Source organism: Pseudomonas faucium (assembly GCF_021602585.1).
Lineage (GTDB): Bacteria > Pseudomonadota > Gammaproteobacteria > Pseudomonadales > Pseudomonadaceae > Aquipseudomonas > Aquipseudomonas faucium.
Genome location: NZ_BQIP01000004.1, coordinates 125,804 through 152,437, shown reverse-complemented (window position 1 = coordinate 152,437; position 26,634 = coordinate 125,804). Strand labels below are relative to the sequence as shown.

The window sequence follows — 26,634 nt, the reverse complement described above, 5'->3', positions numbered from 1 at the left end:
CGATGCGCCTGAAGTGCATTCGCCTGGCCGGGTTCAAGTCGTTCGTCGACCCCACCACGGTCAACTTCCCCAGCAACATGGCGGCCGTGGTCGGCCCCAACGGCTGTGGCAAGTCCAACATCATCGATGCGGTGCGCTGGGTGATGGGCGAAAGTTCGGCGAAGAACCTGCGCGGCGAGTCGATGACCGACGTCATCTTCAACGGCTCCACCAGCCGCAAGCCGGTCAGCCAGGCCAGCATCGAGCTGATTTTCGACAACAGCGAAACCACGCTGCTGGGCGAGTACGCGGCCTACGCCGAGATCTCCATCCGTCGCAAGGTCACCCGCGACGGGCAGAACACCTACTACCTCAACGGCACCAAGTGCCGGCGCCGTGATATCACCGATATCTTCCTCGGCACCGGGCTGGGCCCGCGCAGCTACTCGATCATCGAGCAGGGCATGATCTCCAAGCTGATCGAGGCCAAGCCCGAGGAGCTGCGCAACTTCATCGAGGAAGCCGCCGGCATCTCCAAGTACAAGGAGCGCCGCCGCGAGACCGAGAGCCGCATCCGCCGCACCCAGGAGAACCTGGCGCGCCTGACCGACCTGCGCGAAGAGCTGGAGCGCCAGCTCGAACGCCTGCACCGCCAGGCCCAGGCGGCGGAGAAGTACCGCGAATACAAGGCCCAGGAACGCCAGCTCAAGGCGCGCCTGGCGGCCCTGCGCTGGCGCGACCTGGACGAGCGGGTGCGCCAGCGCGAGGCGGTGATCGGTGACCAGGGGGTGGCCTTCGAGGCGCTGGTGGCCGAGCAGCGCAACGCCGACGCCAGCATCGAGCACCTGCGCGACGGCCACCATGAGTTGTCCGAGCGCTTCAACCAGGTACAGGGCCGCTTCTACTCGGTGGCCGGCGATATCGCCCGGGTCGAGCAGAGCATCCAGCATGGCCAGCAACGCCTGCGCCAGCTGCAGGACGACCTCAAGGAAGCCGAGCGCACGCGCCAGGAAACCGAGTCGCACCTGGGCCATGACCGCACCCTGCTGGCCACCCTCGGAGAAGAGCTGGCAATGCTCGAGCCGGAGCAGGAACTGACCCTGGCCGCCGCCGAGGAGGCCGCCGCCGCCCTCGAAGAGGCCGAGCTGGGCATGCACGGCTGGCAGGAGCAATGGGACAGCTTCAACACCCGCTCCGCCGAGCCGCGGCGCCAGGCCGAGGTGCAGCAGGCACGCCTGCAGCAGCTGGAAGCCAGCCTGGAACGCCAGGCCGAGCGCCAGCGCAAGATGGCCGAGGAGCGCGACCAGCTGGGCGCCGACCCGCAGGATGCGGCGATGCTCGAGCTTGCCGAACAGCTTGCCAGCAGTGAAATGTCGCTCGAAGCGCTGCAGCTTTCGGAAGGGCAGGTGGTCGAGCAGCTGGAGGGCGTGCGCGAGGCGCTGCAGCAGGCCACCCAGGCCCAGCAGCAACAGCAGGGCGAGCTGCAGCGCCTGGGTGGCCGCCTGGCCTCCCTGGAAGCCCTGCAGCAGGCCGCCCTGGAGCCGGGTGCAGGCGCTGGCGACTGGCTGCGCGGCCAAGGCCTGGAGCAGCGGCCACGCCTGGCTGAAGGGCTGCGCGTGGCGCCGGGCTGGGAGCTGGCGGTGGAAACCGTACTGGGCGCCGACTTGCAGGCGGTGCTGGTCGATGAGTTCGCCAGCCTGGATTTCAGCGCCCTGGAGCAAGGCGAATTGCGCCTGCTGCTGGCGGCCGACGCAGCGCCTTGCCAGCCCGGCAGCCTGCTCGACAAGGTCGAAGGGCGCACTGACTTGGCGCCTTGGCTGGGCCAGGTCCGGCCGGTCGAAGACCTGGCCCAGGCCTTGGCCCAGCGCGCCTCGCTGGGTGAAGGGCAGAGCCTAGTCAGCCGCGATGGCTATTGGGTTGGCCGGCATTTTTTGCGCGTCAGCCGGGGCGGCGAAGCCCAAGGTGGGGTGCTGGCCCGTGGCCAGGAAATCGAGCGCCTGGGCCAGGAGCAGCTGGAGCAGGAGGCTGCGCTGGAGCAGCTTGAAGAGCAACTGCAAGTGCTGCGCGAGCAGCAGCTTGGCCTTGAGGAGCAGCGTGAAGCGCTGCGCCGCCGCACCCAGGAAGAAAACCGCCTGCATGGCGAACTGAATGCCAACCTCAGCGCCGGCCGCGCCCGCGCCGAACAGGTCGAATTGCGCCGCCGCCGCCTGCAGGAAGAATTGAGCGAACTGCAGGAACAGCGCGCGCTGGAGCAGGAGCAGCTGGGCGAGTCGCGCCTGCTGCTGCAGGAAGCCCTCGAGCTGATGGCCCAGGACACCGAGCAGCGCGAGCAGTTGATGGCCCGCCGCGATACCTTGCGCGAAGGCCTCGACCGCATCCGCCAGCAGGCGCGCCAGCACAAGGACCACGGCCACCAGCTGGCCGTGCGCCTGGGCTCGTTGCGTGCCCAGCATGATTCCACGCGCCAGGCCCTGGAGCGCCTGGAGCAGCAGGCCGCGCGCCTGGGCGAGCGCCAGCAGCAGCTGAACCTGAACCTGGAAGAGGGCGAGGCACCGCAGGAAGAGCTGCGCCTGAAGCTCGAAGAGCTACTTGAGCGGCGCATGAGCGTCGACGAGGAGATGCGCCAGGCCCGCCTGCACATGGACGAGGCCGACCGCGCCCTGCGCGACGCCGAGAAGCGCCGCACCCAGGCCGAGCAACAAGCCCTGTTGCTGCGCGGCCAGCTGGAACAGCTGCGCCTTGAATGCCAGGGCCTGGATGTGCGCCGCAAGACCTTGCAGGAACAATTGCTCGCCGACGGCTACGATTTGCAGGGCGTGCTCGCCACCGTCGAGGCCGATGCCAGCGAGCAGGGCACCGAGCAGGAGCTGGAGCAGATCGAGGCGCGCATCCAGCGCCTGGGCGCGATCAACCTGGCGGCCATCGAAGAGTACGAGCAGCAGTCCGAGCGCAAGCGCTACCTGGACGCCCAGGACGCCGACCTGGTCGAGGCGCTGGACACGCTGGAGAACGTGATTCGCAAGATCGACAAGGAAACCCGCAACCGCTTCAAGGATACCTTTGATCAGATAAATGCCGGATTACAGGCACTTTTCCCAAAAGTTTTCGGTGGTGGCAGCGCTTATCTGGAACTGACGGGCGAAGATCTACTCGATACAGGGGTGACGATCATGGCGCGCCCGCCGGGCAAGAAGAACAGCACCATCCATTTGCTGTCCGGCGGCGAGAAGGCACTGACCGCATTGGCGCTGGTGTTTGCCATCTTCAAGTTGAACCCCGCACCGTTCTGCATGCTCGACGAGGTCGATGCGCCGCTGGACGATGCCAACGTCGGGCGTTACGCCCGGCTGGTCAAGGAAATGAGTGAAAGCGTGCAGTTCATCTACATCACCCATAACAAGATTGCCATGGAGATGGCGGACCAGTTGATGGGCGTGACCATGCACGAACCGGGTTGCTCACGTCTTGTTGCAGTTGATGTGGAGGAGGCGCTGGCCATGGTAGACGCCTGATTAGCGAAGATGGGTCGCATTCTGTAGGTAAATGCCCCCCGTCATGTGCGACAGACGGTGTAAAGTTGTCTTTGGTCGTGCTAGCTTAATGTCACTCGTTTTTTGCGTGGGTAAAACGCCTGTCAGAACATAGAGTTGGCGCCACGTGTTAAAGGGCTTTGAACCCTTTGTTTTCAAGCATATTTTTATAGAGGCACGGGATTACATGGAAATCGGTCTGCGCGAGTGGCTGATCGTCATCGGCATCATTGTCATCGCCGGTATTCTTTTCGACGGCTGGCGCCGCATGCGCGGCGGAAAAGGCAAGTTGAAATTCCGTCTGGATCGCAGTTACTCCAACCTGCCGGACGAGGAGGGCAGCGCTGAAGTGCTCGGCCCGTCGCGGGTGCTGGATGCCCACAAAGAGCCCGAACTGGACGAGAGCGACCTGCCTTCGCTCAGTGCCCCGGCGCGGGAGCGCGAACGTGAGCGTGAGCCCAAGCCGGCCAAGGCCAGCAAGCGCGCCAAGCGCGCCGCCGAGGCCGCGGCAGTGCAGGCCCAGGGTGACCTGAACCTGGCCGCCGAGCCCCGTGAGCCGGACCTGTTCGCCGACGCCGACGAAGATTTCGCTGCCGAGGACAACCGCACCAGCAGCTTCACGGCCACCGGCAATGCCGCCGCCAAAGACCTGCCGCCGGTGGAAGAAGTGCTGGTGATCAGCGTGATCTCGCGCGATGAAGGTGGCTTCAAGGGCCCGGCACTGCTGCAGAACATTCTCGAAAGCGGCCTGCGCTTCGGCGAAATGGATATCTTCCACCGCCACGAAAGCATGGCCGGTCACGGCGAAGTGCTGTTCTCCATGGCCAACGCGGTCAAGCCCGGCATTTTCGACCTGGACGACATCGACCACTTCAGTACCCGTGCGGTGAGCTTCTTCCTTGGCCTGCCGGGCCCGCGTCATCCCAAGCAAGCCTTCGACGTGATGGTGGCCGCAGCCCGCAAGCTGGCCCACGAGCTCAATGGCGAGCTGAAGGATGACCAGCGCAGCGTGCTGACCGCCCAGACCATCGAGCACTACCGCCAGCGCATCGTCGAGTTCGAGCGCCGTGCGCTGACCCAGAAGCGCTGATGCTGTTAAGCGAGCGGGCCTTGCCTCGGTCCGCTCGCCCCGTTACAGGCGCAAGAGCAGCCAAGGGCTGCTCTTTTGCTTTGCAAGAGAGCCAGAAGAATGAACGCCGAATCCCGAATCCACGCCCTGCGCGCCGAACTCGACCAGCACAACTATCGCTACTACGTGCTTGACGAGCCGAGCGTGCCCGACGCTGAATACGACCGCCTGTTCAATGAACTCAAGGCGCTGGAGGCCGAGCACCCGCACCTGGTGACCCCGGACTCGCCCACCCAGCGCGTCGGCGGTGCCGCCCTGGCGGCGTTCAGCCAGGTACGCCATGAAGTGCCCATGCTCAGCCTGGGCAACGCCTTCGAAGAAGCCGACCTGCGTGAATTCGGCCGCCGCGTGGTGGATGGCCTGGACCAGCCTGGCGCGGTCGACTTCAGCTGTGAACCCAAGCTCGATGGCCTGGCGGTCAGCCTGCTGTATCGCGATGGCCAGCTGGTGCAGGGCGCCACCCGCGGCGACGGCACCACCGGTGAAGACATCAGCGCCAACGTGCGCACTGTGCGCAATATCCCCCTCAAGCTGCAGGGCGAAGGCTGGCCGGCGGTACTCGAGGTGCGCGGCGAAGTGTTCATGAGCAAGGCCGGTTTCGACCGCCTCAACGCCGCCCAGGCCGAAGCCGGAGGCAAGACCTTCGCCAACCCGCGCAACGCCGCGGCCGGCAGCCTGCGCCAGCTCGATTCGAAGATTACCGCCAGCCGGCCACTGGAATTCTGCTGCTACGGCGTGGGGCAGGTGTCGGCCAGCATCGGCGAGAGCCATATCGGCATTCTCGAGCAGCTCAAGCAGTGGGGGCTGCCGATCAGCCGCGAGCTCAGGCACGCCGCGGGTATCGAGGAGTGCCTGGCCTACTACCGCGACATCGGCGAGCGGCGCAACAGCCTGCCCTACGAAATCGACGGCGTGGTGTTCAAGGTCAACAGCCTGGCCGCCCAGCGCGAGCTGGGTTTCCGCGCCCGCGAGCCGCGTTGGGCCATCGCCCACAAGTTCCCGGCCATGGAAGAGCTCACCGAAGTGCTGGACGTGGAGTTCCAGGTCGGCCGTACCGGGGCGGTGACGCCCGTGGCGCGCTTGAAGCCGGTCAAGGTGGCCGGCGTGACCGTGTCCAACGCCACCCTGCACAACATGGACGAAATCGCCCGCCTGGGCCTTCGCATCGGCGACACGGTGATCATCCGCCGTGCCGGCGACGTGATTCCGCAGGTCATGCAGGTGGTGCTGGAGCGCCGCCCCGAGGATGCCCGCCCGGTGCAAGTGCCGAGCGAGTGCCCGGTGTGCGGCTCGCAGGTCGAGCGCACCCAGTTGATCAAGCGCAGCAAGGGCAAGGAAACCACCAGCGAAGGCGCGGTGTACCGCTGCGTCGGGCGCCTGGCCTGTGGGGCTCAGCTCAAGCAGGCGATCATCCACTACGTGTCGCGCCGCGCCATGGACATCGACGGGCTCGGCGAGAAGAGCGTCGAGCAGCTGGTCGATGAAGGCCTGATCGGCTCGCCGGCCGACCTGTACAAGCTCGAGTTCGACCAGGTCGTCGGCCTGGAAGGCTTTGCCGAGGTGTCCAGCAAGAAGTTGCTGGATGCCATCGAAGCCAGCAAGCGCCCGACCCTGGCGCGTTTCATCTACGCCCTGGGCATCCCCGACGTGGGTGAAGAGACCGCCAAGGTGCTGGCGCGCTCGCTGGGCAGCCTTGCGCGGGTGCAGCAGGCGCTGCCCCAGGTGCTGACCTACCTGCCGGATATCGGCCTGGAAGTGGCCCATGAGATCCACAACTTCTTTGAAGACGAGCACAACCGCAAGGTGATCGAGCAGCTGCTGGCCTGTGGCATGCAGTTGCAGGACGAAGGTGAGCTGGCCGCCGAGTTCGCCGCCAGCACCACCCTGGCCGGGCTGATCGCCAAGCTCGACATCGCCTCGGTGGGGCCTACCGGGGCAGAAAAGCTGGTGGCCAAGCTGGGCAGCCTGGACAAGATCATCGAGGCCGATGGCATCGACTTGCGCCAGGCCCTGGCGGCGAAGCAGGCCGATGCGGTGCGCGAGTTCTTCAAGGATGAGGCGAACCAGCAGCTTGCCCGCGACATCGAGGCCCAGTTGCTGGCGTTTGGCATGCACTGGAGCTGCGAGAAGAAAGTGGCCGAAGGCTTGCCCCTGGCCGGGCAGACCTGGGTGCTGACCGGCACCCTTGAGCGCATGAGCCGCGACATTGCCAAGGAGAAGCTGGAAAGCCTGGGGGCCAAGGTGTCCGGGTCGGTGTCCGGCAAGACCCACTGCGTGGTGGCAGGCCCGGGTGCAGGTTCCAAGCTGGCCAAGGCCAGTGAGCTGGGGGTGAAGGTGCTGGATGAGGATGCGTTCGTCGTGTTCCTGGGTGAGCAGGGCATCGCGGTCTGACGCAACGCGTTCGCTGTAGGAGCGGCCTTGTGTCGCGAAAAGGCTGCGCAAGCAGCCTCGGCAATCTCGAAACGTTGCAACATTCTGGGGCCGCTTGCGCAGCCCTTTCGCGACACAAGGCCGCTCCTACAAAGGCCGATGTTCCTCTCTAAAGGACAAGTCATTGAGAAATGATGACTTTTTCTCCCCCAGAGGTTGTATCTGCTCCCAAGACCAGTACAATGGCGCCACTCGCTGCTCAGCGAGGCGCGTAGTGGTGGCCCCATCGGTCCCCCCGCATTGATTACCCGTTAACCTGGTCAGGCCCGGAAGGGAGCAGCCATAGCGGGAACATCGAGTGCCGGGGTGTGGCTGGTGGGGTCGCCTCCATTTCTGGCCTGGGAAAATCAAGTGCTGTTGCCTCTGGGGTCGCCATCCTCTCGGCATCTGCCTGAGTTGTTCCTGGGCATCTCGCCCTTCAGGCTGTGGTAATCCCGTTTTTTTCCATGCCCCGCCGCTGATAGCTTCATCAGCCGCTGGAATTTCGGGCAGGCCAGATGATCCTCTTCAGGGCACTGCGCCGCATGTCGCAGCCCCTTGCTCATCGCCTGCAACTGCCTGATGCGCGCATCCAGTTCATCCGCCTTGGCTATCAGCATCTGCCGGTCCACCTGCAGATTGACCAGCATCGCGCCCACTTCATCCAGAGAAAACCCCGCAGCCTGACCCAAGGCAATCAGCGCGAGCCGGTCTGCCACGTCAGCAGCAAACTGCCGGCGTTGCCCCTGCCCGGCGAGTGATTTGAGCAAGCCTATCTTCTCGTAATAACGCAGCGTCGATGCAGGTACACCTGTGCGTTTGGCGACATCGGCAATGTCCATTTCCGGCCCTTGACTTGAAGTTGACTTCAACTTCTATGCTGCGCGGCAGGGTGATGACCGTCAATCTTCGAGGGCTTGTTCAATGACGTTTTCCGCGATGTTTCTTGCTGCGTTGCCCATCGGCATGGGTGCCACGGTGGTCATGGACTTGTGGGGCCTGCTGCTGAGGCGGCTGGGTGTGGCCACGTTGAACTTCGCCATGGTCGGGCGTTGGGCAGGGCACGCGCTCGAGGGGCGCATGTGGCACCAGGCGATTGCCAAGGCCGAACCGGTGCGCCACGAGCTGGCGTGGGGTTGGGTGATTCATTACGCCATCGGTGTGCTGTTCGCCATGCTGTTGATCGCGATGGCAGGGGAAAGCTGGTTGCAGGCGCCCACGTTGGGGGCTGCGCTTGGTGTCGGTATGGGCACGGTGGTGGCGCCGCTATGTTTCATGCAGCCGGTGATGGGGGCAGGGTTCTTTGCATCTAGAACGCCTGCGCCTGCGCGTAACTGTTTGAAGAGTCTGGTGACGCATATGGTGTTCGGGGTGGGGTTGTTTCTGAGCGCGGCGATGATCGCCTGGCCCTAATACGTGAATGCGAGCTCAAGCTAGCCGCGCAGCCCACCTGTTCAGGGGCGGGCCGCCGAAACCCCCTCTGTATGCCCCGTAACCCCATAGCGCCGGGTAATCCGCTCGATCTCCCCGGATTCCTTCATCCGCACCAGCGCCCGCAAGACACCCTGGGTCGGTATCGCCGGGTCGTTGCGCACCATGCAGCCCAGCGCCTGCTCCTCCAGCACCGCCAGCACCTGCAGGCGCTGCTCGGGAGGCAGCTGCTTATTGAACCATTGCAGCGACAGTTCATTGCTCACTGCATGCCGATAACGCCCGATCTGCAACTTTTGCAGCGCCAGCTCCTGGCTGCGGCTGTCCTCGCGGCGCAACCGCCCCTGCGCGAACAACGGCTCCAGCGTGGCATAGGCATAACCCAGCACGGTGCCAATGGCCTGCTCCGGCAGTTGCTCCGGGCGGGTAGGGCCGCTGTCGCTGGCGCGCCCCACCAGCACATCGCGCTGCTCGAACAACGGCACGCTCCAGACGAAATTGCCCGGCCGGTCATTGAACCACTGGGTGCTGACATAGCAACGCACGTCGATATCGCCATCCTCCATCGCCTGTTGCAGGCGCAGGCGGGCCAGCACGTGGTACTCGGGCAGGGCGCCGGCTTCGCGGGCCAGGGCCTGTATCAGATCGAACATCAAGCCTTCCACCGGCTGGCCGTTTTCCAGGCGCACCAGCGGCATGCTCCAGCTCTCGGCCACGGAAAACCGCAGTACGGTCGGGTCTGCCAGGCCGTGGGTCGACCAGAGCAGCAGCAGGGCCAGCAGTCTTCGCACTGCACATCCTCCTTGAACAGCGTGCCAGTGGCTAAGCTTAGTCGAACCATGCAGGGTGCAATTTTGGCCCCGCTCCGCTAGCATTAGCGATCTTCCGCTCGATCAGGCTGCGATGGTTTTTCGATGAGTTATCAGGTTCTTGCACGAAAATGGCGTCCGCGCTCGTTCCGCGAAATGGTCGGCCAGGCCCATGTGCTCAAGGCCTTGATCAATGCCCTGGACAACCAGCGCCTGCACCACGCCTACCTGTTCACCGGCACGCGGGGCGTGGGCAAGACCACCATTGCACGCATCATCGCCAAATGCCTGAACTGCGAAACCGGCATCACCTCCACGCCCTGTGGCACCTGTTCGGTGTGCCGGGAGATCGACGAGGGGCGTTTCGTCGACCTGATCGAGATCGACGCCGCCAGCCGCACCAAGGTCGAGGACACCCGCGAACTGCTCGATAACGTGCAGTACGCGCCAAGCCGTGGGCGCTTCAAGGTCTATTTGATCGACGAAGTGCACATGCTCTCCACCCACTCCTTCAACGCCTTGCTCAAGACCCTGGAAGAGCCGCCACCCTACGTCAAGTTCATCCTTGCCACCACCGACCCGCAGAAGCTGCCGGCGACCATCCTTTCGCGCTGCCTGCAGTTCTCGCTGAAGAACATGAGCCCGGAGCGGGTGGTCGAGCACCTGAGCCATGTGCTGCAGGCCGAGAACGTGCCATTCGAGCCGGACGCCCTGTGGCTGCTCGGTCGTGCCGCCGATGGTTCGATGCGCGATGCCATGAGCCTGACCGACCAGGCCATCGCCTTCGGTGAGGGCAAGGTGCTGGCGGCCGACGTGCGCGCCATGCTCGGCAGCCTCGATCATGGCCAGGTCTACGGCGTGCTGCAGGCGCTGCTCGAAGGCGATGCGCGGGCGCTGCTCGAAGCGGTGCGCAACCTTGCCGAGCAAGGCCCGGACTGGAGCGGCGTGCTGGCCGAAATGCTCAACGTGCTGCACCGGGTGGCCATCGCCCAGGCCCTGCCGGAAGCGGTGGACAACGGCCAGGGCGACCGCGACCGAGTGTTGGCGCTGGCTTCGGCCTTGCCGGCAGAGGACGTGCAGTTCTATTACCAGATGGGCCTGATTGGCCGCCGCGACCTGCCATTGGCGCCGGACCCGCGGGGCGGCTTTGAAATGGTCCTGTTGCGGATGCTGGCCTTCCGCCCGGCCGATACCGACGATGCGCCGAAGCCCGTACTAAAGCCGGTGGGGATCAGCCAGGCCACAGCTGATCCAGCAACCCCAGTGGCAGCGCCGGCGGTGGTGACGCCTGCCGTTGCTGCCGTGGAGCCTGCTCCTGCCCCGGTGGCGGCGCCAGCGCCTGCTGCGCAGCCTGCACCTGAACCCGAGCCCGAGCCCGTTGCGCCCACGCCGGTGGTAGAGGAAGTCATCGACTTGCCTTGGGAAGAGCCCGCCGCCGCGCCCGTGCCGGTCAGCGTAGAGCCCGAACCCGAGCCCGTTGCGCCCGTGGCAGCGCCTGCACCTGCCCCAGAGCCGGCCTATGACGAGCCGCCGTTCGACCCGTCCGCCTACGCCTCGGCCGGCATGGAGCGCGACGACGAGCCGCCGATGGACGAGGACTACTACGGCGGCGAAAGCGACCCGGTGGGCTTCAGCTACCTCGACGAACTGGCCGAGCACGTGCAGGAAGAGGCCCCCGTGGCCACCCCCGAGCCATTGCCTGCGGCAGCACCGGCCACCGGTCTTGCGTTGCAATGGCTAGAATTATTCCCACAGTTGCCTGTCTCCGGTATGACAGGCAACATCGCCGCGAACTGTACGCTGATGGCTGCAGAGGGTGACGATTGGCTGCTGCACCTGGACCCGGGCCAGGGCGCGCTGTTCAACGCCACCCAGCAGCGCCGCCTGAACGAAGCGCTCAACCAGCACCTGGGGCGCACCCTGAACCTGCGGATCGAGCTGATCCGCCCCGAGCAGGAAACCCCGGCCCAGGCCGCATCGCGCAAGCGTGCCGAGCGCCAGCAAGATGCCGTGAGCGCGATCGAACAGGATCCGTTGATCCAGCAGATGATCAAGCAGTTCGGCGCCACGGTGCGGCAGGATACTATTGAGCCTGTAGATGCCCTGGTCAGCCAGGCGCAGTAACGGATAACCGTGCGGCCGGCCCTTTGCCAGGCCGCATCACATGACCCAATCGAGGTATACCCCCATGATGAAAGGTGGCATGGCCGGCCTGATGAAGCAGGCCCAGCAGATGCAGGAAAAAATGGCCAAGATGCAGGAAGAGCTGGCCAACGCCGAAGTGACTGGCCAATCCGGTGGTGGCCTGGTCAGCGTGGTGATGACTGGCCGTCATGACGTCAAGCGCGTCAGCATCGACCAGAGCCTGATGTCGACCGAGGAAGACGACAAGGAAGTGCTGGAAGACCTGATTGCCGCGGCACTGAACGATGCCGTGCGCAAGGTCGAGCAGAGCAGCCAGGAAAAAATGGGCGGCATGACCGCTGGCATGCAGCTGCCGCCGGGCTTCAAGATGCCGTTCTGATCGTTTTCTGCTTCACAATGGGGAGCAACGGCCACGCGGCCGTTGCTCCCTTGTTCATTCTGTTTGGTGAAATGACAGGCCCGCATACATGAGCTTCAGCCCCCTGATCCGTCAACTGATCGATGCTTTGCGCATCTTGCCCGGCGTCGGCCAGAAAACCGCCCAACGCATGGCCCTGCAGCTGCTGGAGCGCGACCGCAGTGGCGGCACCCGCCTGGCACAGGCCCTGAGCCAGGCCATGGACGGCGTCGGCCACTGCCGCCAGTGCCGCACCCTGACCGAGCAGGAGCTTTGCCCGCAGTGCGCGGACCCGCGCCGCGACGACAGCCAGCTGTGCGTGGTGGAAGGGCCGATGGATGTATATGCGGTGGAGCAGACCGGCTATCGCGGCCGCTATTTCGTGCTCAAGGGGCACCTGTCACCGTTGGACGGCCTGGGGCCTGAGGCGATTGGCGTGCCGCAATTGATGGCGCGGATCGAAGAGCAGGGCAGTTTCACCGAGGTGATCCTGGCGACCAACCCGACGGTGGAAGGTGAGGCGACGGCGCACTACATTGCGCAGCTGCTGGCGGAGAAAGGCTTGGTAGCTTCGCGGATTGCCCATGGCGTGCCATTGGGTGGCGAGCTGGAGCTGGTCGATGGTGGGACGCTGGCGCACGCCTTTGCCGGGCGCAGGCCGATTTCTCTTTGATTGCATGGGGCTGCTGCGCAGCCCAATCGCCGGCAAGCCAGCTCCCACAGGTACAGCGCAAGCCTCGAGAGCGATGCAGCCACTGTGGGAGCCGGCTTGCCGGCGATTGGGCCGCCAAGCGGCCCCCTTGACTCAGTATTCGCTCAGGGAAAACTCGGTCAGGCAGAAGGTCGGCACCCCAGCCGCCTGCAGCCGGCGCGACCCATCCAGCTCCGGCAAATCGATGATCGCCGCCGCCTCGAACACCTGGGCCCCGGTACGGCGCACCAGGTTGGCGGCCGCCAGCAATGTACCGCCGGTCGCGATCAAATCATCGAAGATCAGCACCGAATCGCCTTCGCACAGGCTGTCGGCATGCACTTCCAGGAAGGCTTCGCCGTACTCGGTCTGGTACCCCTCCGACAACACGTCAGCTGGCAGCTTGCCCTGCTTGCGGAACAGGATCAGCGGCTTGTTCAGCTGGTGGGCGATGATCGAGCCGATCAGGAAACCGCGCGCGTCCATGGCGCCGATGTGGCTGAAGTCAGCCTCCACATAGCGCTCGATGAACTGGTCGGCCACATAGCGCAGCCCGCGTGGCGACTGGAACAGCGGGGTGATATCGCGGAAGATCACGCCCGGTTTGGGGAAGTCCACTACCGGGCGGATCAGGGCTTTGAGGTCGAAGGCTTCGCTGTGCATTGTTGCGGGTATCCTGGAATACGAATGCGCCAGTATACCTTGAACTGCGTTTGCTCGAGGCTGCGTTCAACCCCCGTCTATCGCGGCTGACTTGACGTTATCAGGCGGCAAACCACCGGATTTCATCGATATGCACCGACCCCGCGCGCGTGGTGCGAAATTCGATTTGCTTGAGGGTTTTGCTACCTACCTGATCGAGAGGCGTTGGGGTGGTCTCGCCGTCGATATACACGGCTAGAAAAGTCTCGAAATCATCGTGAGTGAGTTTGGATACATCAACGCGGCCCACGAGTTCGGGGTACTCGGCTTGTAGGTCGGCTTGCGTAAAGTCGGTGATCAGCATCTGCTTCCAGCTCAAGCGGGTGATTGGGTGCTTGAATGACAGCCGCACAATAGCGCGGTCAGCAATCGAAAGTACCTTCCCCAGTACCGGCTCAGTGGACTGTTGAACGCCCGATGGTTTGCCATCCAGGCTTTCTTGCTCAAGGGTGAACCAGTGGTTCGACCAGCGGGTAGTCTCGTACTTTTTGCCCGTGGTGAAGGTGACAAGCTCGGCGCGTTCGAAGTTCTCTACTGTTCCGACAGTGCTCATGATGAGTTCCCTTCATGTAGTGAGATTGGGAACCCATCTTTGATTAGCAAACGGCTACCAGCAACTGGCAAAAATATCAGGTGGCAAGTTGCAGCGCCGCTTTCAGACCTCCATCGCACCACCGGCCAGCGCACAGAGCTGGATCGGGTCGAGGATGTGCACTTCCTTGCCTTCGGCGCGGAGCAAGCCGTTCTGCTGGAAGCGGGTGAACACCCGCGAAACGGTTTCCACCGCCAGGCCCAGGTAGTTGCCGATTTCGTTGCGCGACATGCTCAGGCGGAACTGGTTGGCCGAATAGCCGCGGGCGCGGAAGCGTGCGGACAGGTTGACCAGGAAGGTGGCGATGCGTTCGTCGGCGGTCTTTTTCGACAGCAGCAGCATCATCTGCTGGTCGTCGCGGATTTCGCGGCTCATCACCCGCATCAACTGGCGGCGCAGTTGTGGCAATTGCACCGAAAGCTCATCCAGGCGCTCGAAGGGAATCTCGCACACCGAGGTGGTTTCCTGGGCCTGGGCTGAAACCGGGTAGGCTTCGGTGTCCATGCCGGACAGGCCGACCAGTTCGCTGGGCAGGTGGAAGCCGGTGATCTGCTCCTCGCCGCTGTCGCTCAGGCTGAAGGTCTTCAGCGCGCCGGAACGTACCGCGTAGACCGAGCCGAAATTGTCACCTTGGCGGAACAGGAACTCGCCTTTCTTCAGCGGCCGTCCGCGCTTGACGATGTCATCCAGTGCATCCATGTCTTCCAGGTTGAGCGAAAGAGGCAGGCACAGGGGCGCCAGGCTGCAATCCTTGCAATGGGCCTGGTTGTGAGGGCGCAGTTTGACTGGCTCGGACATTTGAATCGATCCTTGTGGGAAAGCACACATAAGACGTAAGGGTAACCTACGGCATAGGGTGTAGGCCAGCGTGCGCTATTTTGGTGCGCCCTGGCCGAACCCCAGCTGCTTGATGCCGGGGGTCCGTTCTCGCCCATAGTGTGCCTGGCAAGGCCGCTTGTCCATGCGGTTAATCGCCTCGCCCGGCTAGATAACTCGGGAGAATCGCTGGCGGTTGTGCATCGCCAGGTAGGCATCGAAGAGCATGCACACCGAGCGTGCCAGCAGGCGCCCGGCCGGCAGGATACGGATGCCTTTGTCGTCGAGGCTGATCAGGCCGTCGCGCTGCAGGGTCTGAAGTTCTGGCCACAGTTCATTGAAGTAGCCGCGAAAATCCAGGGTGAAGGCCTCCTCGATGGTTTCGAAATCCAGCTCGAAATGGCAGATGAGCTGCTGGATCACCGCCCGCCGGATGCGGTCGTCGTGGTTGCACAGCAGCCCGCGCTGGGTCGCCAGCTGGGCGTTGGAGAGGCTGTCCTGGTAGGTGTTGAGGTCACTGCTGTTCTGGCAGTAGAGGTCGCCGATCTGGCTGATCGCCGACACCCCGAGGCCGATCAGGTCGCAGTGGCCGTGGGTGGTATAGCCCTGGAAGTTACGCTGCAGCGTGCCTTCCTCCTGGGCCACCGCCAGTTCGTCGTCGGGCAGGGCGAAGTGGTCCATGCCGATGTAGCGGTAGCCGGCGGCGGTGAGCTGTTCGATGGTGTTGTGCAGCATCTCGAGCTTGGCCGCAGGCCCCGGCAGGTCGCTGGCGTCGATGCGCCGCTGGGGCATGAAGCGCTCGGGCAGGTGGGCGTAGTTGAACACCGAGAGGCGGTCGGGTTGCAGGCGGATCACTTCTTCCACCGTGCGCGCGAAACCTTCCGGGGTCTGCTTGGGCAGCCCGTAGATCAGGTCGAGGTTGACCGAGCGGAACTGCAGGGTGCGCGCCGCCTCGATCAAGGTGCGGGTCTGTTCCAGGCTCTGCAGGCGGTTGACTGCCCGTTGCACGGCCGGGTCCAGGTCCTGCACGCCGAGGCTGACGCGGTTGAAGCCCAGCTCGCGCAACAGGCCCATGGTCGACCAGTCGGCCTCGCGCGGGTCGATCTCGATGCCGTAGTCGCCGGAGTCATCGTCCAGCAGGTTGAAGTGCTGGCGCAGGGTGGCCATCAGCTGGCGCAGCTCGACGTGGCTGAGGAAGGTCGGGGTGCCGCCACCGAAGTGCAGCTGTTCGACCCGCTGTTTCGGGTCCAGGTGGCAGGCGATCAGCTGGATTTCCTGCTCCAGGCGCTGCAGGTAGGGCGCAGCGCGGCCCCGATCCTTGGTGATGACCTTGTTGCAGGCGCAGTAGTAGCAGATGTTGGCGCAGAACGGCACGTGCACGTACAGCGACAGCGGGCGCACCGCTCGCCGGCTCTCGCGCAGGGCGTGGAGCAGGTCGAACGAGCCCACTTCGCTGTGCAGTTGCACCGCGGTGGGGTAGGAGGTGTAGCGCGGGCCGGCCAGATCGTAGCGACGGATCAGGTCGGCATCCCAGCGTAGATCTTCGAACATGTGGGCGGTCCCGGAATGAGCAGCAGTGTCCGGAGTCTAGGGGCGCCTGCAGGCGGCCATCTTGATTTGTATCAAAAGGCCTCGGGGCCGCCGGGCGGCTCAAAAAATGTTTTTGATCGGTATCAAAGGGCGTTCAGCTGCCAAAGGCGCCCGCTCAATGCCCCATCAGCCAGTGCTGATGCGGCCCAGGCATCGTCCACAGGCCAAACAGGATCACCAGCAAGCCGCCCGCCACGCGCACGCTGCGCCGGCGCAACAGGCTGTTCACCCGCTCCGCCGCCAGCCCCGTGGCCAGCAGAACCGGCCAGGTGCCCAGCCCGAACGCCAGCATCAGCGCAGCGCTGTAGCCGGCATTGCCCTGGCTTGCGGCCCACAACAAGGTGCTGTACACCAGCCCGCACGGCAGCCACCCCCACAGCGCGCCCAGCAGCAGTGCCCGCGGCAGGCTGGAGACCGGCAGCAGGCGCGAGGCCACGGGCTGGATATGCCGCCACAACCCTTTGCCCAGCGCCTCGATGCGTGTCAGCCCGCTCCACCAGCCCGCCAGGTACAGGCCCATGGCGATCAGCAGCAGCGCCGCCACCACCCGCAAGGCCAGGGCCGCCGGGCTGCTGGCCACGGCCCAGCCGGCCAGGCCCAGCAGCAGGCCGGCGCAGGCGTAACTGAGGATGCGGCCCAGGTTGTAGGCCAGCAACAGGCGCGCGCGCCGGGCACGTTGTTCGGGCGGGATGGCCAGGGTCAGGGCGCCCATCAGGCCGCCGCACATGCCCAGGCAATGGCCGCCGCCGAGCAGGCCGAGGATCAGCGCCGAGCCGAGCAGGGCAAGCAGGTCAGGCACGGGGCGGTGTTTCCTGGTCGTCGGGCTTGGCGGTTTCGTCGTTCACGGCGGCCTGGTGGCGCGGGTCCTGGTCGTCGAACAGGATGCTGTGGGCGGGGCTGTCGAGGTCGTCGTACTGGCCGCTGTCCACCGCCCAGAAGAAAATGTACACCGCCACGCCGACGAGCAGCAGGGCGGCCGGGATCATGACATAGAGGGCGGGCATGCGGGCTTCCTTCCAGGGTGTGCCGGGCCGCTTGCGGGGCTGCCCGCGCCGGCGGGCAGGCGGGTCAGGCGCAAGGCGTTGAGCACCACGATCAGTGAACTGACCGACATACCGATGGCCGCCCACACCGGGGTGATCCAGCCGAGCGCGGCAAACGGCAACATCAGGCCATTATACAGGGTTGCCCAGAGCAGGTTCTCGAGGATGTTGCGGCGGGTGCGGCGGGCCAGGTCGAAGGCCTGCACCAGGGCCTGCAGGCGGTTGCTCAGCAGCACCGCGTCGGCGCTGGTCTTGGCAAGGTCGGTGGCGCTGCCCATGGCGATGCTGATGTCGGCGGCCGCCAGCACCGGCACGTCGTTGACCCCATCACCCAGCATCAGCACCTTGCAGCCGGCCGCCTGCAGGGCCTTGAGGCGGTCCAGCTTGTCGTCCGGGCGCAGGCCGCCGATGGCCTGGTCGATGCCAAGCTGGGCGGCCACCTCGGCGACCATCGGCGAGCTGTCGCCCGACAGCAGCAAGGTGCGCCAGCCGCGGGCCTTGCAGGCGGCGAGCAGGGCCGGGGCGTCTTCGCGCAGGCGGTCGTCGAGGCCGAACCAGGCCAGCGGGCCCTGGCGGTCACCCAGCAGCAGCCATTGCCCGCGCGGCTCCGGCACGGCGGGGATCTCGGTGCCGCTCAAGGCGCACACGAAAGTGGCCTGGCCAATGCGCAGGCGCTGGCCCTCGACCTGGCCCTCCAGGCCCAGCCCCGGCACGCTCTGCACATCGTCAGCTGCACTGGTGGTGCGGCCGAAGGCGCGGGCGATGGGGTGTTCGGAGCGGTTTTCCAGGGCGGCGGCCAGGGCCAGGCAGCGGTCGGCCGGCAAATCGCCGAGCGGGCGGATGCTGCGCAGGGCCAGGCGGCCTTCGGTGAGGGTGCCGGTCTTGTCGAAGATGACCGTGTCGATCTGGTTCAGGCCCTCCAGCACGTGCCCACGGGTGATCAGCAGGCCGAGCTTGTGCAGGGTGCCGGTGGCGGCGGTGAGGGCGGTGGGGGTGGCCAGCGACAGCGCGCAAGGGCAGGTCGCCACCAGCATGGCCAGGACGATCCAGAACGCCCGCGCCGGGTCTGCGTGCCACCACCACAGGCCGATGGCCACGGCCGCCAGCAGGCTGAACAGCAAGAACCACTGCGAGGCGCGGTCGGCGATTTCCGCCAGGCGCGGCTTTTCGCTCTGCGCACGTTCCAGCAGGCGCACGATGGCCGACAGGCGCGATTCATGGCCAAGCGCTTCGACCTCCACGTGCAGGGTGCTTTCCACATTCAGCGTGCCGCCGGTTACGCGCTCGCCTGCCTGGCGTGGCTGCGGCAGGTACTCGCCGGTGAGCAGCGACTCATCGACGCTGGAGCGCCCCTCGACGATGCGCCCGTCAGCGGGAATCACCGCGCCCGGCAGCACCTGCACGGTGTCGCCGCGCTGCAACTCGCCAAGCAGGATGCGCTCGGCATGGCCAAAGGCATCCAGGCGCAGGCACGAGGCCGGCAGCAGGTTGACCAGTTGCGCGGTGGCCGCCGCCGTGCGCTCGCGGGCGCGGCGTTCCAGGTAGCGCCCGGTGAGCAGGAACAGCGCGAACATGCCCACGGTGTCGAAGTACAGCTCGCCGCTGCCGGTGACGGCGGTCCAGATCCCGGCGCCGAAGGCCAGGCCGATGGCCAGCGAGACCGACATGTCCATGGTCAGGTGGCGCGTGCGCAGGTCGCGGGCAGCGCCCTTGAAGAACGGTGCGCAGCTGTAGAACACGATCGGGATGGTGAGAAACAGCGCGACCCAGCGCAGGATGGTGTGCATTTCCAGCGACAGGTCGATGTTGAATTCCGGCCAGGTGGCCATGGTCGCCATCATCGCCTGGAACCACAGCAGCCCGGCCACGCCCAGGCGGCGCAGGGCGCTGCGGTTTTCCCGGGCGAGCTGCTCGGCGGCCTGGTCGGGCTGGTAGGGGTGGGCGGCGTAGCCGATCTGGCGCAGTTCGGCCAGCACCTTGGACAGCGGCAACTGCTGGTCGTCCCAGTCGAGCAGCAGGCGGTGGTTGGACAGGTTCAGCCGGGCCTCGGCGACCCCGGGCAGGTTGCGCAGGTGCTTTTCGATCAGCCAGCCGCAGGCGGCGCAGCTGATGCCTTCGACCATCAGGGTGGCTTCGGCCCGCTCGCCGGCATGGCGCACGAAGGCCTGCTGCACGTCGCTGCGGTCATACAGGGCCAGTTCGTCCTGCAGCTGTTTGGGCAGCGCCTCGGGGTTGGCGCTGCTGTCGCTGCGGTGCTGGTAGTAGTGCTCCAGGCCGCCGGCGACGATCGACTCGGCCACTGCCTGGCAGCCGGGGCAGCAGAACTGCCGGGGCTCGCCGAGGACCGTGGCGGTGAAGCGGCTACCGGCGGGGACGGGCAGGGCGCAGTGGTAGCAGGGGGTGGGCTGGGTCATGTTGGAACTGTCTTGAGGCTTGGGAATGCCGGGGCCGCAAGGCGGCCCCAAGGGCATTGGCGGTTCATTGCTGGTGCTCGGCACCTTGCAGCGCTTCATCACCCAGTTGCATGGCTACCCCATGCTCGACCTTTTCCTCCTCGAACAAGCGCCACACATGCTCATCCTGGCTGCCCAGCAGCTCGACGAAGCGCCGGCCCTCGACCTTGTCGTCGAGCTGGCCGACATAACGCCCGGCCTCGCTGCGGCTGAGCAGCACCTTGCGGTCCTTGTCCGGCTGGGTAGGCGAGATCAGGTTCAGCTCCAGGCTCTGCGGGTCGCTGTTGCCGGTCAGGCGCACGTCCACCTCGCCGGTCAGCTCGTCCAGGTGCACGCTGGCCTTGAGGTTGAGGGTCTGTGCCAGCAGCTCGCGGTCCAGTGAGCGGTTGATGCCCTTGCCGGCCTCGTAGTAGTTGTCGTTGACCAGGTTGTCCGGGTTGCTCACGGCGATGCTGACCATGGTCAGGCTCAGGCACACCGAGGTGGTGAGGATGCCGATGATGATCCAGGGCCAGAGGTGCTTGTACCAGGGGCTGGTGGCGGTGGCGGCAGGCATTGTCAGTATTCTCTCTCAGCGGATCTGTGGGCCGATGAAGCGGCTCTTGGCATTGACCTCGGCAGCGCTGTCGTCGGCGCTCTTGAGGATGAAGGTGATTTCGTTGGTGGTCGAGGGCAGTTTCTCGGGCGCCACCGACAGCTGCACCGGCAGGCTGACGATGTCGCCGGCCGCCACGCGGATTTCGCGCTGGCCTTCCAGGCGCAGGTCCGGCAGGCCAGTGGCGTCCAGCACGTAGACGTGGTCGCGCTGGTCCTTGTTCATGACCTTGAGGCTGTACACGTTCTCGATCCGCCCCTGGGCATTCTCGCGGTACAGCACGCGGTCCTTGCTGACGTCGAAACCGACCAGCGAGCGGGTGGCGAAGGCCGTGGCCAGGGCGCCGATCATCACCAGCAGCACCACTGCGTAGCCGATCAGGCGCGGGCGCGCCATGTGGGTCTTCTGCCCCGACAGGTTGTGCTCGGTGGTGTAGCTGATCAGCCCTTTGGGGTAGTTCATCTTTTCCATGATGCTGTCGCAGGCGTCGATGCAGGCGGCGCAGCCGATGCACTCGATCTGCAGGCCATCGCGGATGTCGATGCCGGTGGGGCAGACCTGCACGCACATGGTGCAGTCGATGCAGTCACCCAGGCCCTGGGCCTTGTAATCCACGTCCTTCTTGCGTGGGCCACGGGTTTCGCCACGGCGCGGGTCGTAGGAAACGATCAGCGTGTCCTTGTCGAACATCACGCTCTGGAAGCGCGCATAGGGGCACATGTACACGCACACCTGCTCGCGCAGCCAGCCGGCGTTGCCGTAGGTGGCCAGGGTGAAGAAGCCGACCCAGAAGTAGGCCCAGCCGTCGGCTTGGCCGGTGAAGAATTCGATGACCAGTTCACGGATCGGCGAGAAGTAGCCGACGAAGGTCATGCCGGTGACGAAGCCGATCAGCAGCCACAGGCTGTGCTTGGCGAACTTGCGCAGGAACTTGTTGCCGCTCATGGGCGCGCGGTCCAGCTTCATGCGCTGGTTGCGGTCGCCTTCGGTGACTTTCTCGCACCACATGAAGATCCACGTCCACACGCTCTGCGGGCAGGTGTAGCCGCACCACACGCGGCCGGCGAAGACGGTGATGAAGAACAGGCCGAAGGCGGCGACGATGAGGATGCCCGAGAGCAGGATGAAGTCTTGTGGCCAGATGGTGGCGCCGAAGATGTAGAACTTGCGTTCGGGCAGGTTCCACCACACAGCCTGGTGGCCACCCCAGTTCAGCCACACGGTGCCGAAGTACAGCAGGAACAATACCGCCCCGCCGACCATGCGCAGCCTGCGGAACACGCCGGTGAAGGCGCGGGTGTAGATTTTCTCGCGAGAGGCGTAGAGGTCGACGGAGTCCTTCCCTTTGCTGGCAGGCGGGGTGACGTCATGTACCGGAATTTGCTTGCTCATCATCAAGTCCCACGGCAGTGGAGAAACGCCGTGGCCAGTGCGTGCCGGCCACAGTCTCGCGCCTTCTGCTGGCGCGCTGCGATCCATGATACGCCGGTGATGGCACCCTGGGGTCGCGTTGCGACCTTTTGTCGCATTGGGTTCACGATAGGAATCGTGATATGGCGGGTGTCAATTGATTCAGGTCATGAAGCGGGTGCTTTTGCTGGCCTCATCGCCGGCAAGCCGGCTCCCACAAGGTCTCCACGAGACTGGGAGGCTTTGTGGGGGCCGGCCCTTCGTTACTCGGCCTTGGCCGGCTCGGCCTGGTGCGACAGGCTGTACACGTAAGCGGCCAGCAGGTGCACCTTGTCATTACCCTGCAGCTGTTCCTGCGCCGGCATCTGGCCCTGGCGGCCATAGCGGATGGTCTGCTGCAGCTGGGCAAAGCTCGAGCCGTAGATGAACGCCTGCGGGTGGGTCAGGTTGGGCGCACCCATCGCTGGCGTGCCCTTGCCCTCCGGCCCGTGGCAGGCCACGCAGTTGGCGGCGAAGATCTTCTGGCCGTTCTCGGCATCGGCCTTGACGCCTTCCGGCAGGCTGCGGCCATCGAGCTTGCTGACCACGAACGCCGCCACATCGGCCACGCCCTGCTCGCCGATCACTTCCGACCAGGCCGGCATCACCCCATGGCGACCGCCCATGATGGTGGTCTTGATGGTTTCCGGCTCGCCGCCCCAGCGCCAGTCGTTGTCGGTCAGGTTGGGGAAGCCGTAGGCGCCCTTGGCGTCGGAGCCGTGGCACACCGAGCAGTTGGAGGCGAACAGCCGCGCGCCCATCTTCAGCGCCTGCGGGTCCTTGGCCACTTCCTCGATGGGCATGGCCGCGAACTTGGCGAAGATCGGCCCGAAGCGGGCGTCGGCCTTGGCCATTTCCTTTTCCCACTCGTGCACGCCGGTCCAGCCGGGCTGGCCATTGCTGAACTCGGTCTGCTTGTCGTTATCCAGGTAGCTGTAGCCTGGCAGGATGCCTTTCCAGTTGCCCAGGCCCGGGTACAGCACCAGGTAGCCCAGGGCAAAGATGATGGTGCCGACGAACAGCCAGAACCACCACTTGGGCAGCGGGTTGTCGTATTCCTCGATGCCATCGAAGGCATGCCCGACGGTTTCGTCGGTGACCTCTTCACGCTGGCCCTTGCGGGTCGACAGCAGCAGCCAGGTCAGCGAGAAGATGGTGCCCAGGGTCAGGACAGTGACGTACAGACTCCAGAAGGTTGTCATTGTTGTTTGCTCCCAGAAGCTTTTGCTTGCGCTTGCTCGACGTGCTGTTTGGCCTCGGGGTCATCCGCGAAGGGCAGTTGCGTGGCTTCGTCGAATTCCCGCTTGCGCCGTGGGTTGAACACCCACAGCGCCAGGCCCACGAACGCCACCATCACCACCACGGTGCCCAGGCCGCGAATCATCCCGATATCCATCAGCGTCACCGTTTGCTTTTGATGATGGTGCCAAGACCCTGCAGGTACGCGACGATGGCGTCCATTTCGGTCTTGCCCTTGACCGCGTCGCGGGCACCGGCGATGTCGGCGTCGGTGTAGGGCACGCCGAGGGTGCGCAGCACGTCCATCTTCTTCGCGGTGTCCTTGCCGTCGAGCTTGTTTTCCACCAGCCACGGGTAGGACGGCATCTTCGATTCCGGTACCACGTTGCGCGGGTTGTACAGGTGCGCACGGTGCCAGTCGTCCGAGTAGCGCCCGCCCACGCGGGCCAGGTCCGGGCCGGTGCGCTTGGAGCCCCACAGGAACGGGTGGTCCCACACGCTTTCGCCGGCCACCGAGTAGTGGCCGTAGCGCTCGGTTTCGGCGCGGAACGGGCGGATCATCTGCGAGTGGCAGCCCACGCAACCTTCGCGGATGTAGATGTCGCGGCCTTCCAGCTCCAGCGCGGTGCGCGGCTTCATGCCTTCGACCGGCTTGTTGGTCACGTCCTGGAAGAACAGCGGGACGATCTGGGTCAGGCCACCGATGCTCACGGCGATGACCATGAAGAAGGCCAGCAGGCCTATGTTCTTCTCGACGGCTTCATGCTTCATCAGTGCGCTCCCACGACGACGATCTTGGCGGCTTCTTCAGCCTGCGCCGGGTTGGCGGCGCGAACAGTGCGGTACACGTTGTAGGCCATCAGCAGCATGCCGGAGGCGAAGAACGCGCCGCCCAGGGCCCGGACGATGTAACCCGGGTGGCTGGCCTGCAGGGCTTCGACGAAGGAGTAGGTGAGCGTGCCGTCATCGTTGATGGCGCGCCACATCAGGCCCTGGGTGATGCCGTTGACCCACATCGAGGCGATGTACAGCACGGTGCCGATGGTGGCGAGCCAGAAGTGCGCGTTGATCAGGCCGACGCTGTGCATCTGCTCGCGGCCATACAGGCGCGGGATCATGTGGTACACCGCGCCGATCGAGATCATCGCCACCCAGCCCAGGGCGCCGGCGTGGACGTGGCCGATGGTCCAGTCGGTGTAGTGCGACAGCGAGTTCACGGTCTTGATGGCCATCATCGGGCCTTCGAAGGTGGACATGCCGTAGAAGGCCAGCGAAACGACCAAAAAGCGCAGGATCGGGTCGGTGCGCAGTTTGTGCCAGGCACCGGACAGGGTCATCATGCCGTTGATCATGCCGCCCCAGCTTGGTGCCAGGAGGATGATCGACATCACCATGCCCAGCGACTGCGCCCAGTCCGGCAGCGCGGTGTAGTGCAAATGGTGCGGGCCGGCCCAGATGTACAGGGTGATCAGCGCCCAGAAGTGCACGATCGACAGGCGATAGGAGTAGATCGGCCGCTCGGCCTGCTTGGGCACGAAGTAGTACATCATCCCCAAAAAGCCCGTGGTCAGGAAGAAGCCCACGGCGTTGTGGCCGTACCACCACTGGATCATCGCGTCGGTGGCGCCGGCATAGGCCGAGTACGACTTGAACAGGCTCACCGGCAGCGAGATGTGGTTGACGATGTGCAGCATCGCGGTCACCACGATGAAGGCGCCGTAGAACCAGTTGCCGACGTAGATGTGCTTGGTCTTGCGCTTGACGATGGTGCCGAAGAACACCAGGGCGTAGGTGACCCAGACGATGGCCAGCAGGATCGCGATCGGCCACTCGAGCTCGGCGTATTCCTTGGTGGTGGTGTAGCCCATCGGCAAGGTGATCAGCGCGCCGAGGATCACCGCCTGCCAACCCCAGAAGGTGAAGGCGGCCATGCTGTCGGAGATCAGCCGGGTCTGGCAGGTCCGCTGCACCACGTAGTAGCTGGTGCCGAACAACGCACAGCCGCCGAAGGCGAAGATGACCAGGTTGGTGTGCAGGGGGCGCAGGCGGCCGAAGCTGGTCCAGGGCAGGTCCAGGTTCAGTTGTGGCCACACCAGCTGCGAGGCGATGAAGACGCCGAGGCCCATGCCAAGGATCCCCCAGACCACCGTCATGATGGCGAACTGGCGGACGACCTTATAGTTATAAGCAGTCGGACTGATTGCTGTGCTCATTCTAAGGTTCCACGGTTTTGGTGTTCTTGTTGGTTGGAAAAACGGCGCCAGTATCGTTAACCACCAGGGTTATGGCAACGCAAGGACACCTGTGCCGACCCGTGTCCGTGCCCGATTGCCGATGTCCCGCGGCAATTGGGTGCGGACGATTGTACACAAATAAATATTTGTAATGTGTACCGTTTTTCACCTTTTTCTGATCGATCGGTCAAGCTTTTTCTGCGGGCGGCGTCAGGCGATGCGCCGCGTCTGCCTCGCTGGATTGCCGGCGATGGGGCCGCAAGGCGGCCCCGGGGTGTTACTTGGCAGTCAGGTCTTCACGGCCCTGCGACAGGCTGTACACATAAGCCGCCAGCAGATGCACCTTGTCATTGCCCTGGATCTCCGCCTGGGCCGGCATCTGCCCCTGGCGGCCATAGCGGATGGTCTGCTGCAACTGGGCAAAGCTCGAGCCGTAGATGAACGCCTGCGGATGGTTCAGGTTCGGCGCGCCCATGGCCGGGGTGCCGTTGCCTTCAGGCCCGTGGCAGGCCACGCAGTTGGCGGCGAAGATTTCCTTGCCCTTGGCCGCGTCGGCCTTGATCCCTTCCGGCAGGCTGCGCCCGTCGAGGTTGGTCAGCACATAGGCGGCCACATCGGCCACGCCTTGCTCGCCGATCACCTCGGCCCAGGCCGGCATCACCCCATGGCGGCCGTTCATGATCGACGCCTTGATGGTTTCCGGCTCGCCACCCCAGCGCCAGTCGTTGTCGGTCAGGTTGGGGAAGCCATAGGCACCCTTGGCATCCGAGCCGTGGCACACCGAGCAGTTGGAGGCGAACAGGCGCCCGCCCATCTTCAGCGCCTGTGGGTCCTTGGCCACTTCCTCCACGGGCATGGCCGCGTACTTGGCGAAGATCGGGCCGAACTTGGCGTCGGCCTTGTCCATTTCCTTCTGCCACTCGTTGACCCCGGTCCAGCCATTCTCGTAGCCGGGCAGGATGCCTTTCCAGTTGCCAAGGCCTGGGTAGAGCACCAGGTAGCCGGCGCCGAACACCAGGGTGCCGACGAACAGCCAGAACCACCACTTGGGCAGCGGGTTGTCGTATTCCTCGATGCCATCGAAGGCGTGGCCCATGGTCTGGTCGGTGGTTTCGCTGCTCTGGCCCTTGCGGGTCGACAGCAGCAGCCAGGCCAGGCCGATCAGGCTGCCGATGGTCAGTACGCTGATGTACGTACTCCAGAAGGTTGTCATTGACGCGTACTCCTCATGGCAGTTTCCTGGCCCGCAGGTGGCAGGCGGTCGTCGACGAAGGGCAGCAGCCGCGCTTCGGCGAAATCACGGTCGCGGCGCCGGTTGAACACCCACAGCGAGAGGCCGATGAAGGCGATCATCACCACCAGGGTGCCCAGGCCGCGGATCATGCCGATGTCCATTTCCAT

Annotated in this window: 24 protein-coding genes and 1 other RNA gene; 8 read left to right on the top strand and 17 right to left on the bottom strand. The window is 64.9% G+C overall.

The genetic code is table 11. The features are described 5' to 3' along the window. Positions 1 to 2: 2 nt before the first annotated feature. The 4 genes from smc to ffs all read left to right on the top strand — a co-directional run bounded on the left by smc (position 3) and on the right by ffs (position 7,389). The gene (smc, locus tag L6D75_RS07000) at positions 3 to 3,491 is read left to right on the top strand and encodes a chromosome segregation protein SMC (protein ID WP_176517127.1); all 3,489 of its coding nucleotides are present in this window, start codon (positions 3 to 5) and stop codon (positions 3,489 to 3,491) included. Positions 3,492 to 3,696: 205 nt separating this feature from the next. After that, entirely contained in the window at positions 3,697 to 4,599 is a 903-nt protein-coding gene (gene zipA, locus L6D75_RS06995) for a cell division protein ZipA (protein WP_176517125.1), read from the top strand. Between the two features lie 99 nt (positions 4,600 to 4,698). After that, positions 4,699 to 7,029: an NAD-dependent DNA ligase LigA gene (gene ligA / locus L6D75_RS06990; protein WP_176517123.1), complete on the top strand. Its 2,331-nt coding sequence runs from the start codon at positions 4,699 to 4,701 to the stop codon at positions 7,027 to 7,029. A gap of 263 nt (positions 7,030 to 7,292) precedes the next feature. Further along, positions 7,293 to 7,389, top strand: an RNA gene (gene ffs / locus L6D75_RS06985) — signal recognition particle sRNA small type. Positions 7,390 to 7,415: 26 nt separating this feature from the next. Here the strand turns inward: ffs and L6D75_RS06980 are convergent. Continuing rightward, entirely contained in the window at positions 7,416 to 7,889 is a 474-nt protein-coding gene (locus tag L6D75_RS06980; RefSeq protein ID WP_236193460.1) for a helix-turn-helix domain-containing protein, read from the bottom strand. Positions 7,890 to 7,971: 82 nt separating this feature from the next. Here L6D75_RS06980 and L6D75_RS06975 point away from each other — a divergent pair, with 82 nt between their 5' ends. Beyond that, entirely contained in the window at positions 7,972 to 8,460 is a 489-nt protein-coding gene (locus L6D75_RS06975) for a DUF2938 domain-containing protein (protein ID WP_176517121.1), read from the top strand. 41 nt (positions 8,461 to 8,501) lie between these two features. Here the strand turns inward: L6D75_RS06975 and L6D75_RS06970 are convergent, their stop codons facing one another. Then, positions 8,502 to 9,269, bottom strand: coding sequence for a substrate-binding periplasmic protein (locus tag L6D75_RS06970; protein WP_176517119.1), 768 nt, complete (start codon positions 9,267 to 9,269; stop codon positions 8,502 to 8,504). 123 nt (positions 9,270 to 9,392) lie between these two features. Here L6D75_RS06970 and dnaX point away from each other — a divergent pair, with 123 nt between their 5' ends. The 3 genes from dnaX to recR all read left to right on the top strand — a co-directional run bounded on the left by dnaX (position 9,393) and on the right by recR (position 12,502). Then, a complete protein-coding gene (dnaX, locus tag L6D75_RS06965; RefSeq protein WP_176517117.1) occupies positions 9,393 to 11,411 on the top strand; it encodes a DNA polymerase III subunit gamma/tau in 2,019 nt (672 codons plus the stop codon). 64 nt (positions 11,412 to 11,475) lie between these two features. Continuing rightward, positions 11,476 to 11,811 carry a YbaB/EbfC family nucleoid-associated protein gene (locus tag L6D75_RS06960; protein ID WP_012315418.1) on the top strand — a complete coding sequence of 112 codons (336 nt, stop codon included), beginning with the start codon at positions 11,476 to 11,478 and terminating at the stop codon, positions 11,809 to 11,811. 88 nt (positions 11,812 to 11,899) lie between these two features. Further along, positions 11,900 to 12,502, top strand: a complete 603-nt coding sequence (gene recR, locus L6D75_RS06955; protein ID WP_176517115.1) for a recombination mediator RecR — start codon at positions 11,900 to 11,902, stop codon at positions 12,500 to 12,502. Positions 12,503 to 12,634: 132 nt separating this feature from the next. On the opposite strand, the gene L6D75_RS06950 is transcribed toward recR, so the two are convergent. The 15 genes from L6D75_RS06950 to L6D75_RS06880 all read right to left on the bottom strand — a co-directional run bounded on the left by L6D75_RS06950 (position 12,635) and on the right by L6D75_RS06880 (position 26,634). Continuing rightward, positions 12,635 to 13,183 (bottom strand): adenine phosphoribosyltransferase, encoded by a 549-nt coding sequence (locus L6D75_RS06950; protein ID WP_176517113.1) that lies wholly within the window; start codon positions 13,181 to 13,183, stop codon positions 12,635 to 12,637. Positions 13,184 to 13,283: 100 nt separating this feature from the next. Next, a complete protein-coding gene (locus tag L6D75_RS06945; protein ID WP_176517111.1) occupies positions 13,284 to 13,775 on the bottom strand; it encodes a hypothetical protein in 492 nt (163 codons plus the stop codon). A gap of 102 nt (positions 13,776 to 13,877) precedes the next feature. Further along, positions 13,878 to 14,612, bottom strand: a complete 735-nt coding sequence (gene fnrA, locus L6D75_RS06940) for a Crp/Fnr family transcriptional regulator FnrA (RefSeq protein ID WP_176517109.1) — start codon at positions 14,610 to 14,612, stop codon at positions 13,878 to 13,880. 186 nt (positions 14,613 to 14,798) lie between these two features. After that, positions 14,799 to 16,181, bottom strand: a complete 1,383-nt coding sequence (hemN, locus tag L6D75_RS06935) for an oxygen-independent coproporphyrinogen III oxidase (protein WP_176517107.1) — start codon at positions 16,179 to 16,181, stop codon at positions 14,799 to 14,801. A 154-nt stretch (positions 16,182 to 16,335) separates the two neighbouring features. Continuing rightward, positions 16,336 to 17,019 carry a sulfite exporter TauE/SafE family protein gene (locus L6D75_RS06930; protein WP_176517106.1) on the bottom strand — a complete coding sequence of 228 codons (684 nt, stop codon included), beginning with the start codon at positions 17,017 to 17,019 and terminating at the stop codon, positions 16,336 to 16,338. Continuing rightward, on the bottom strand, positions 17,012 to 17,224 hold the full coding sequence (gene ccoS / locus L6D75_RS06925; RefSeq protein WP_176517104.1) for a cbb3-type cytochrome oxidase assembly protein CcoS: 213 nt from the start codon (positions 17,222 to 17,224) through the stop codon (positions 17,012 to 17,014). The genes L6D75_RS06930 and ccoS overlap by 8 nt, the downstream gene beginning before the upstream one ends. Further along, on the bottom strand, positions 17,203 to 19,677 hold the full coding sequence (locus L6D75_RS06920) for a heavy metal translocating P-type ATPase (protein WP_176517102.1): 2,475 nt from the start codon (positions 19,675 to 19,677) through the stop codon (positions 17,203 to 17,205). Before L6D75_RS06920 ends, ccoS begins: the two co-directional genes overlap by 22 nt. Positions 19,678 to 19,741: 64 nt before the next feature. Further along, positions 19,742 to 20,272: a FixH family protein gene (locus L6D75_RS06915; protein ID WP_176517101.1), complete on the bottom strand. Its 531-nt coding sequence runs from the start codon at positions 20,270 to 20,272 to the stop codon at positions 19,742 to 19,744. Between the two features lie 15 nt (positions 20,273 to 20,287). Further along, a complete protein-coding gene (ccoG, locus tag L6D75_RS06910) occupies positions 20,288 to 21,703 on the bottom strand; it encodes a cytochrome c oxidase accessory protein CcoG (protein ID WP_176517100.1) in 1,416 nt (471 codons plus the stop codon). Between the two features lie 281 nt (positions 21,704 to 21,984). Next, positions 21,985 to 22,962 (bottom strand): cytochrome-c oxidase, cbb3-type subunit III, encoded by a 978-nt coding sequence (gene ccoP / locus L6D75_RS06905; RefSeq protein ID WP_176517099.1) that lies wholly within the window; start codon positions 22,960 to 22,962, stop codon positions 21,985 to 21,987. After that, on the bottom strand, positions 22,959 to 23,156 hold the full coding sequence (locus tag L6D75_RS06900) for a cbb3-type cytochrome oxidase subunit 3 (RefSeq protein ID WP_176517098.1): 198 nt from the start codon (positions 23,154 to 23,156) through the stop codon (positions 22,959 to 22,961). Before L6D75_RS06900 ends, ccoP (L6D75_RS06905) begins: the two co-directional genes overlap by 4 nt. Before the next feature lie 5 nt (positions 23,157 to 23,161). Further along, positions 23,162 to 23,770, bottom strand: coding sequence for a cytochrome-c oxidase, cbb3-type subunit II (gene ccoO / locus L6D75_RS06895; protein ID WP_176517097.1), 609 nt, complete (start codon positions 23,768 to 23,770; stop codon positions 23,162 to 23,164). Then, on the bottom strand, positions 23,770 to 25,212 hold the full coding sequence (gene ccoN / locus L6D75_RS06890; RefSeq protein ID WP_236193459.1) for a cytochrome-c oxidase, cbb3-type subunit I: 1,443 nt from the start codon (positions 25,210 to 25,212) through the stop codon (positions 23,770 to 23,772). The genes ccoO and ccoN overlap by 1 nt, the downstream gene beginning before the upstream one ends. Before the next feature lie 298 nt (positions 25,213 to 25,510). Next, complete coding sequence (ccoP, locus tag L6D75_RS06885; protein ID WP_236193458.1) at positions 25,511 to 26,446, bottom strand: cytochrome-c oxidase, cbb3-type subunit III; 936 nt, start codon at positions 26,444 to 26,446, stop codon at positions 25,511 to 25,513. Next, a complete protein-coding gene (locus L6D75_RS06880) occupies positions 26,443 to 26,634 on the bottom strand; it encodes a cbb3-type cytochrome oxidase subunit 3 (protein WP_176518213.1) in 192 nt (63 codons plus the stop codon). Before L6D75_RS06880 ends, ccoP (L6D75_RS06885) begins: the two co-directional genes overlap by 4 nt.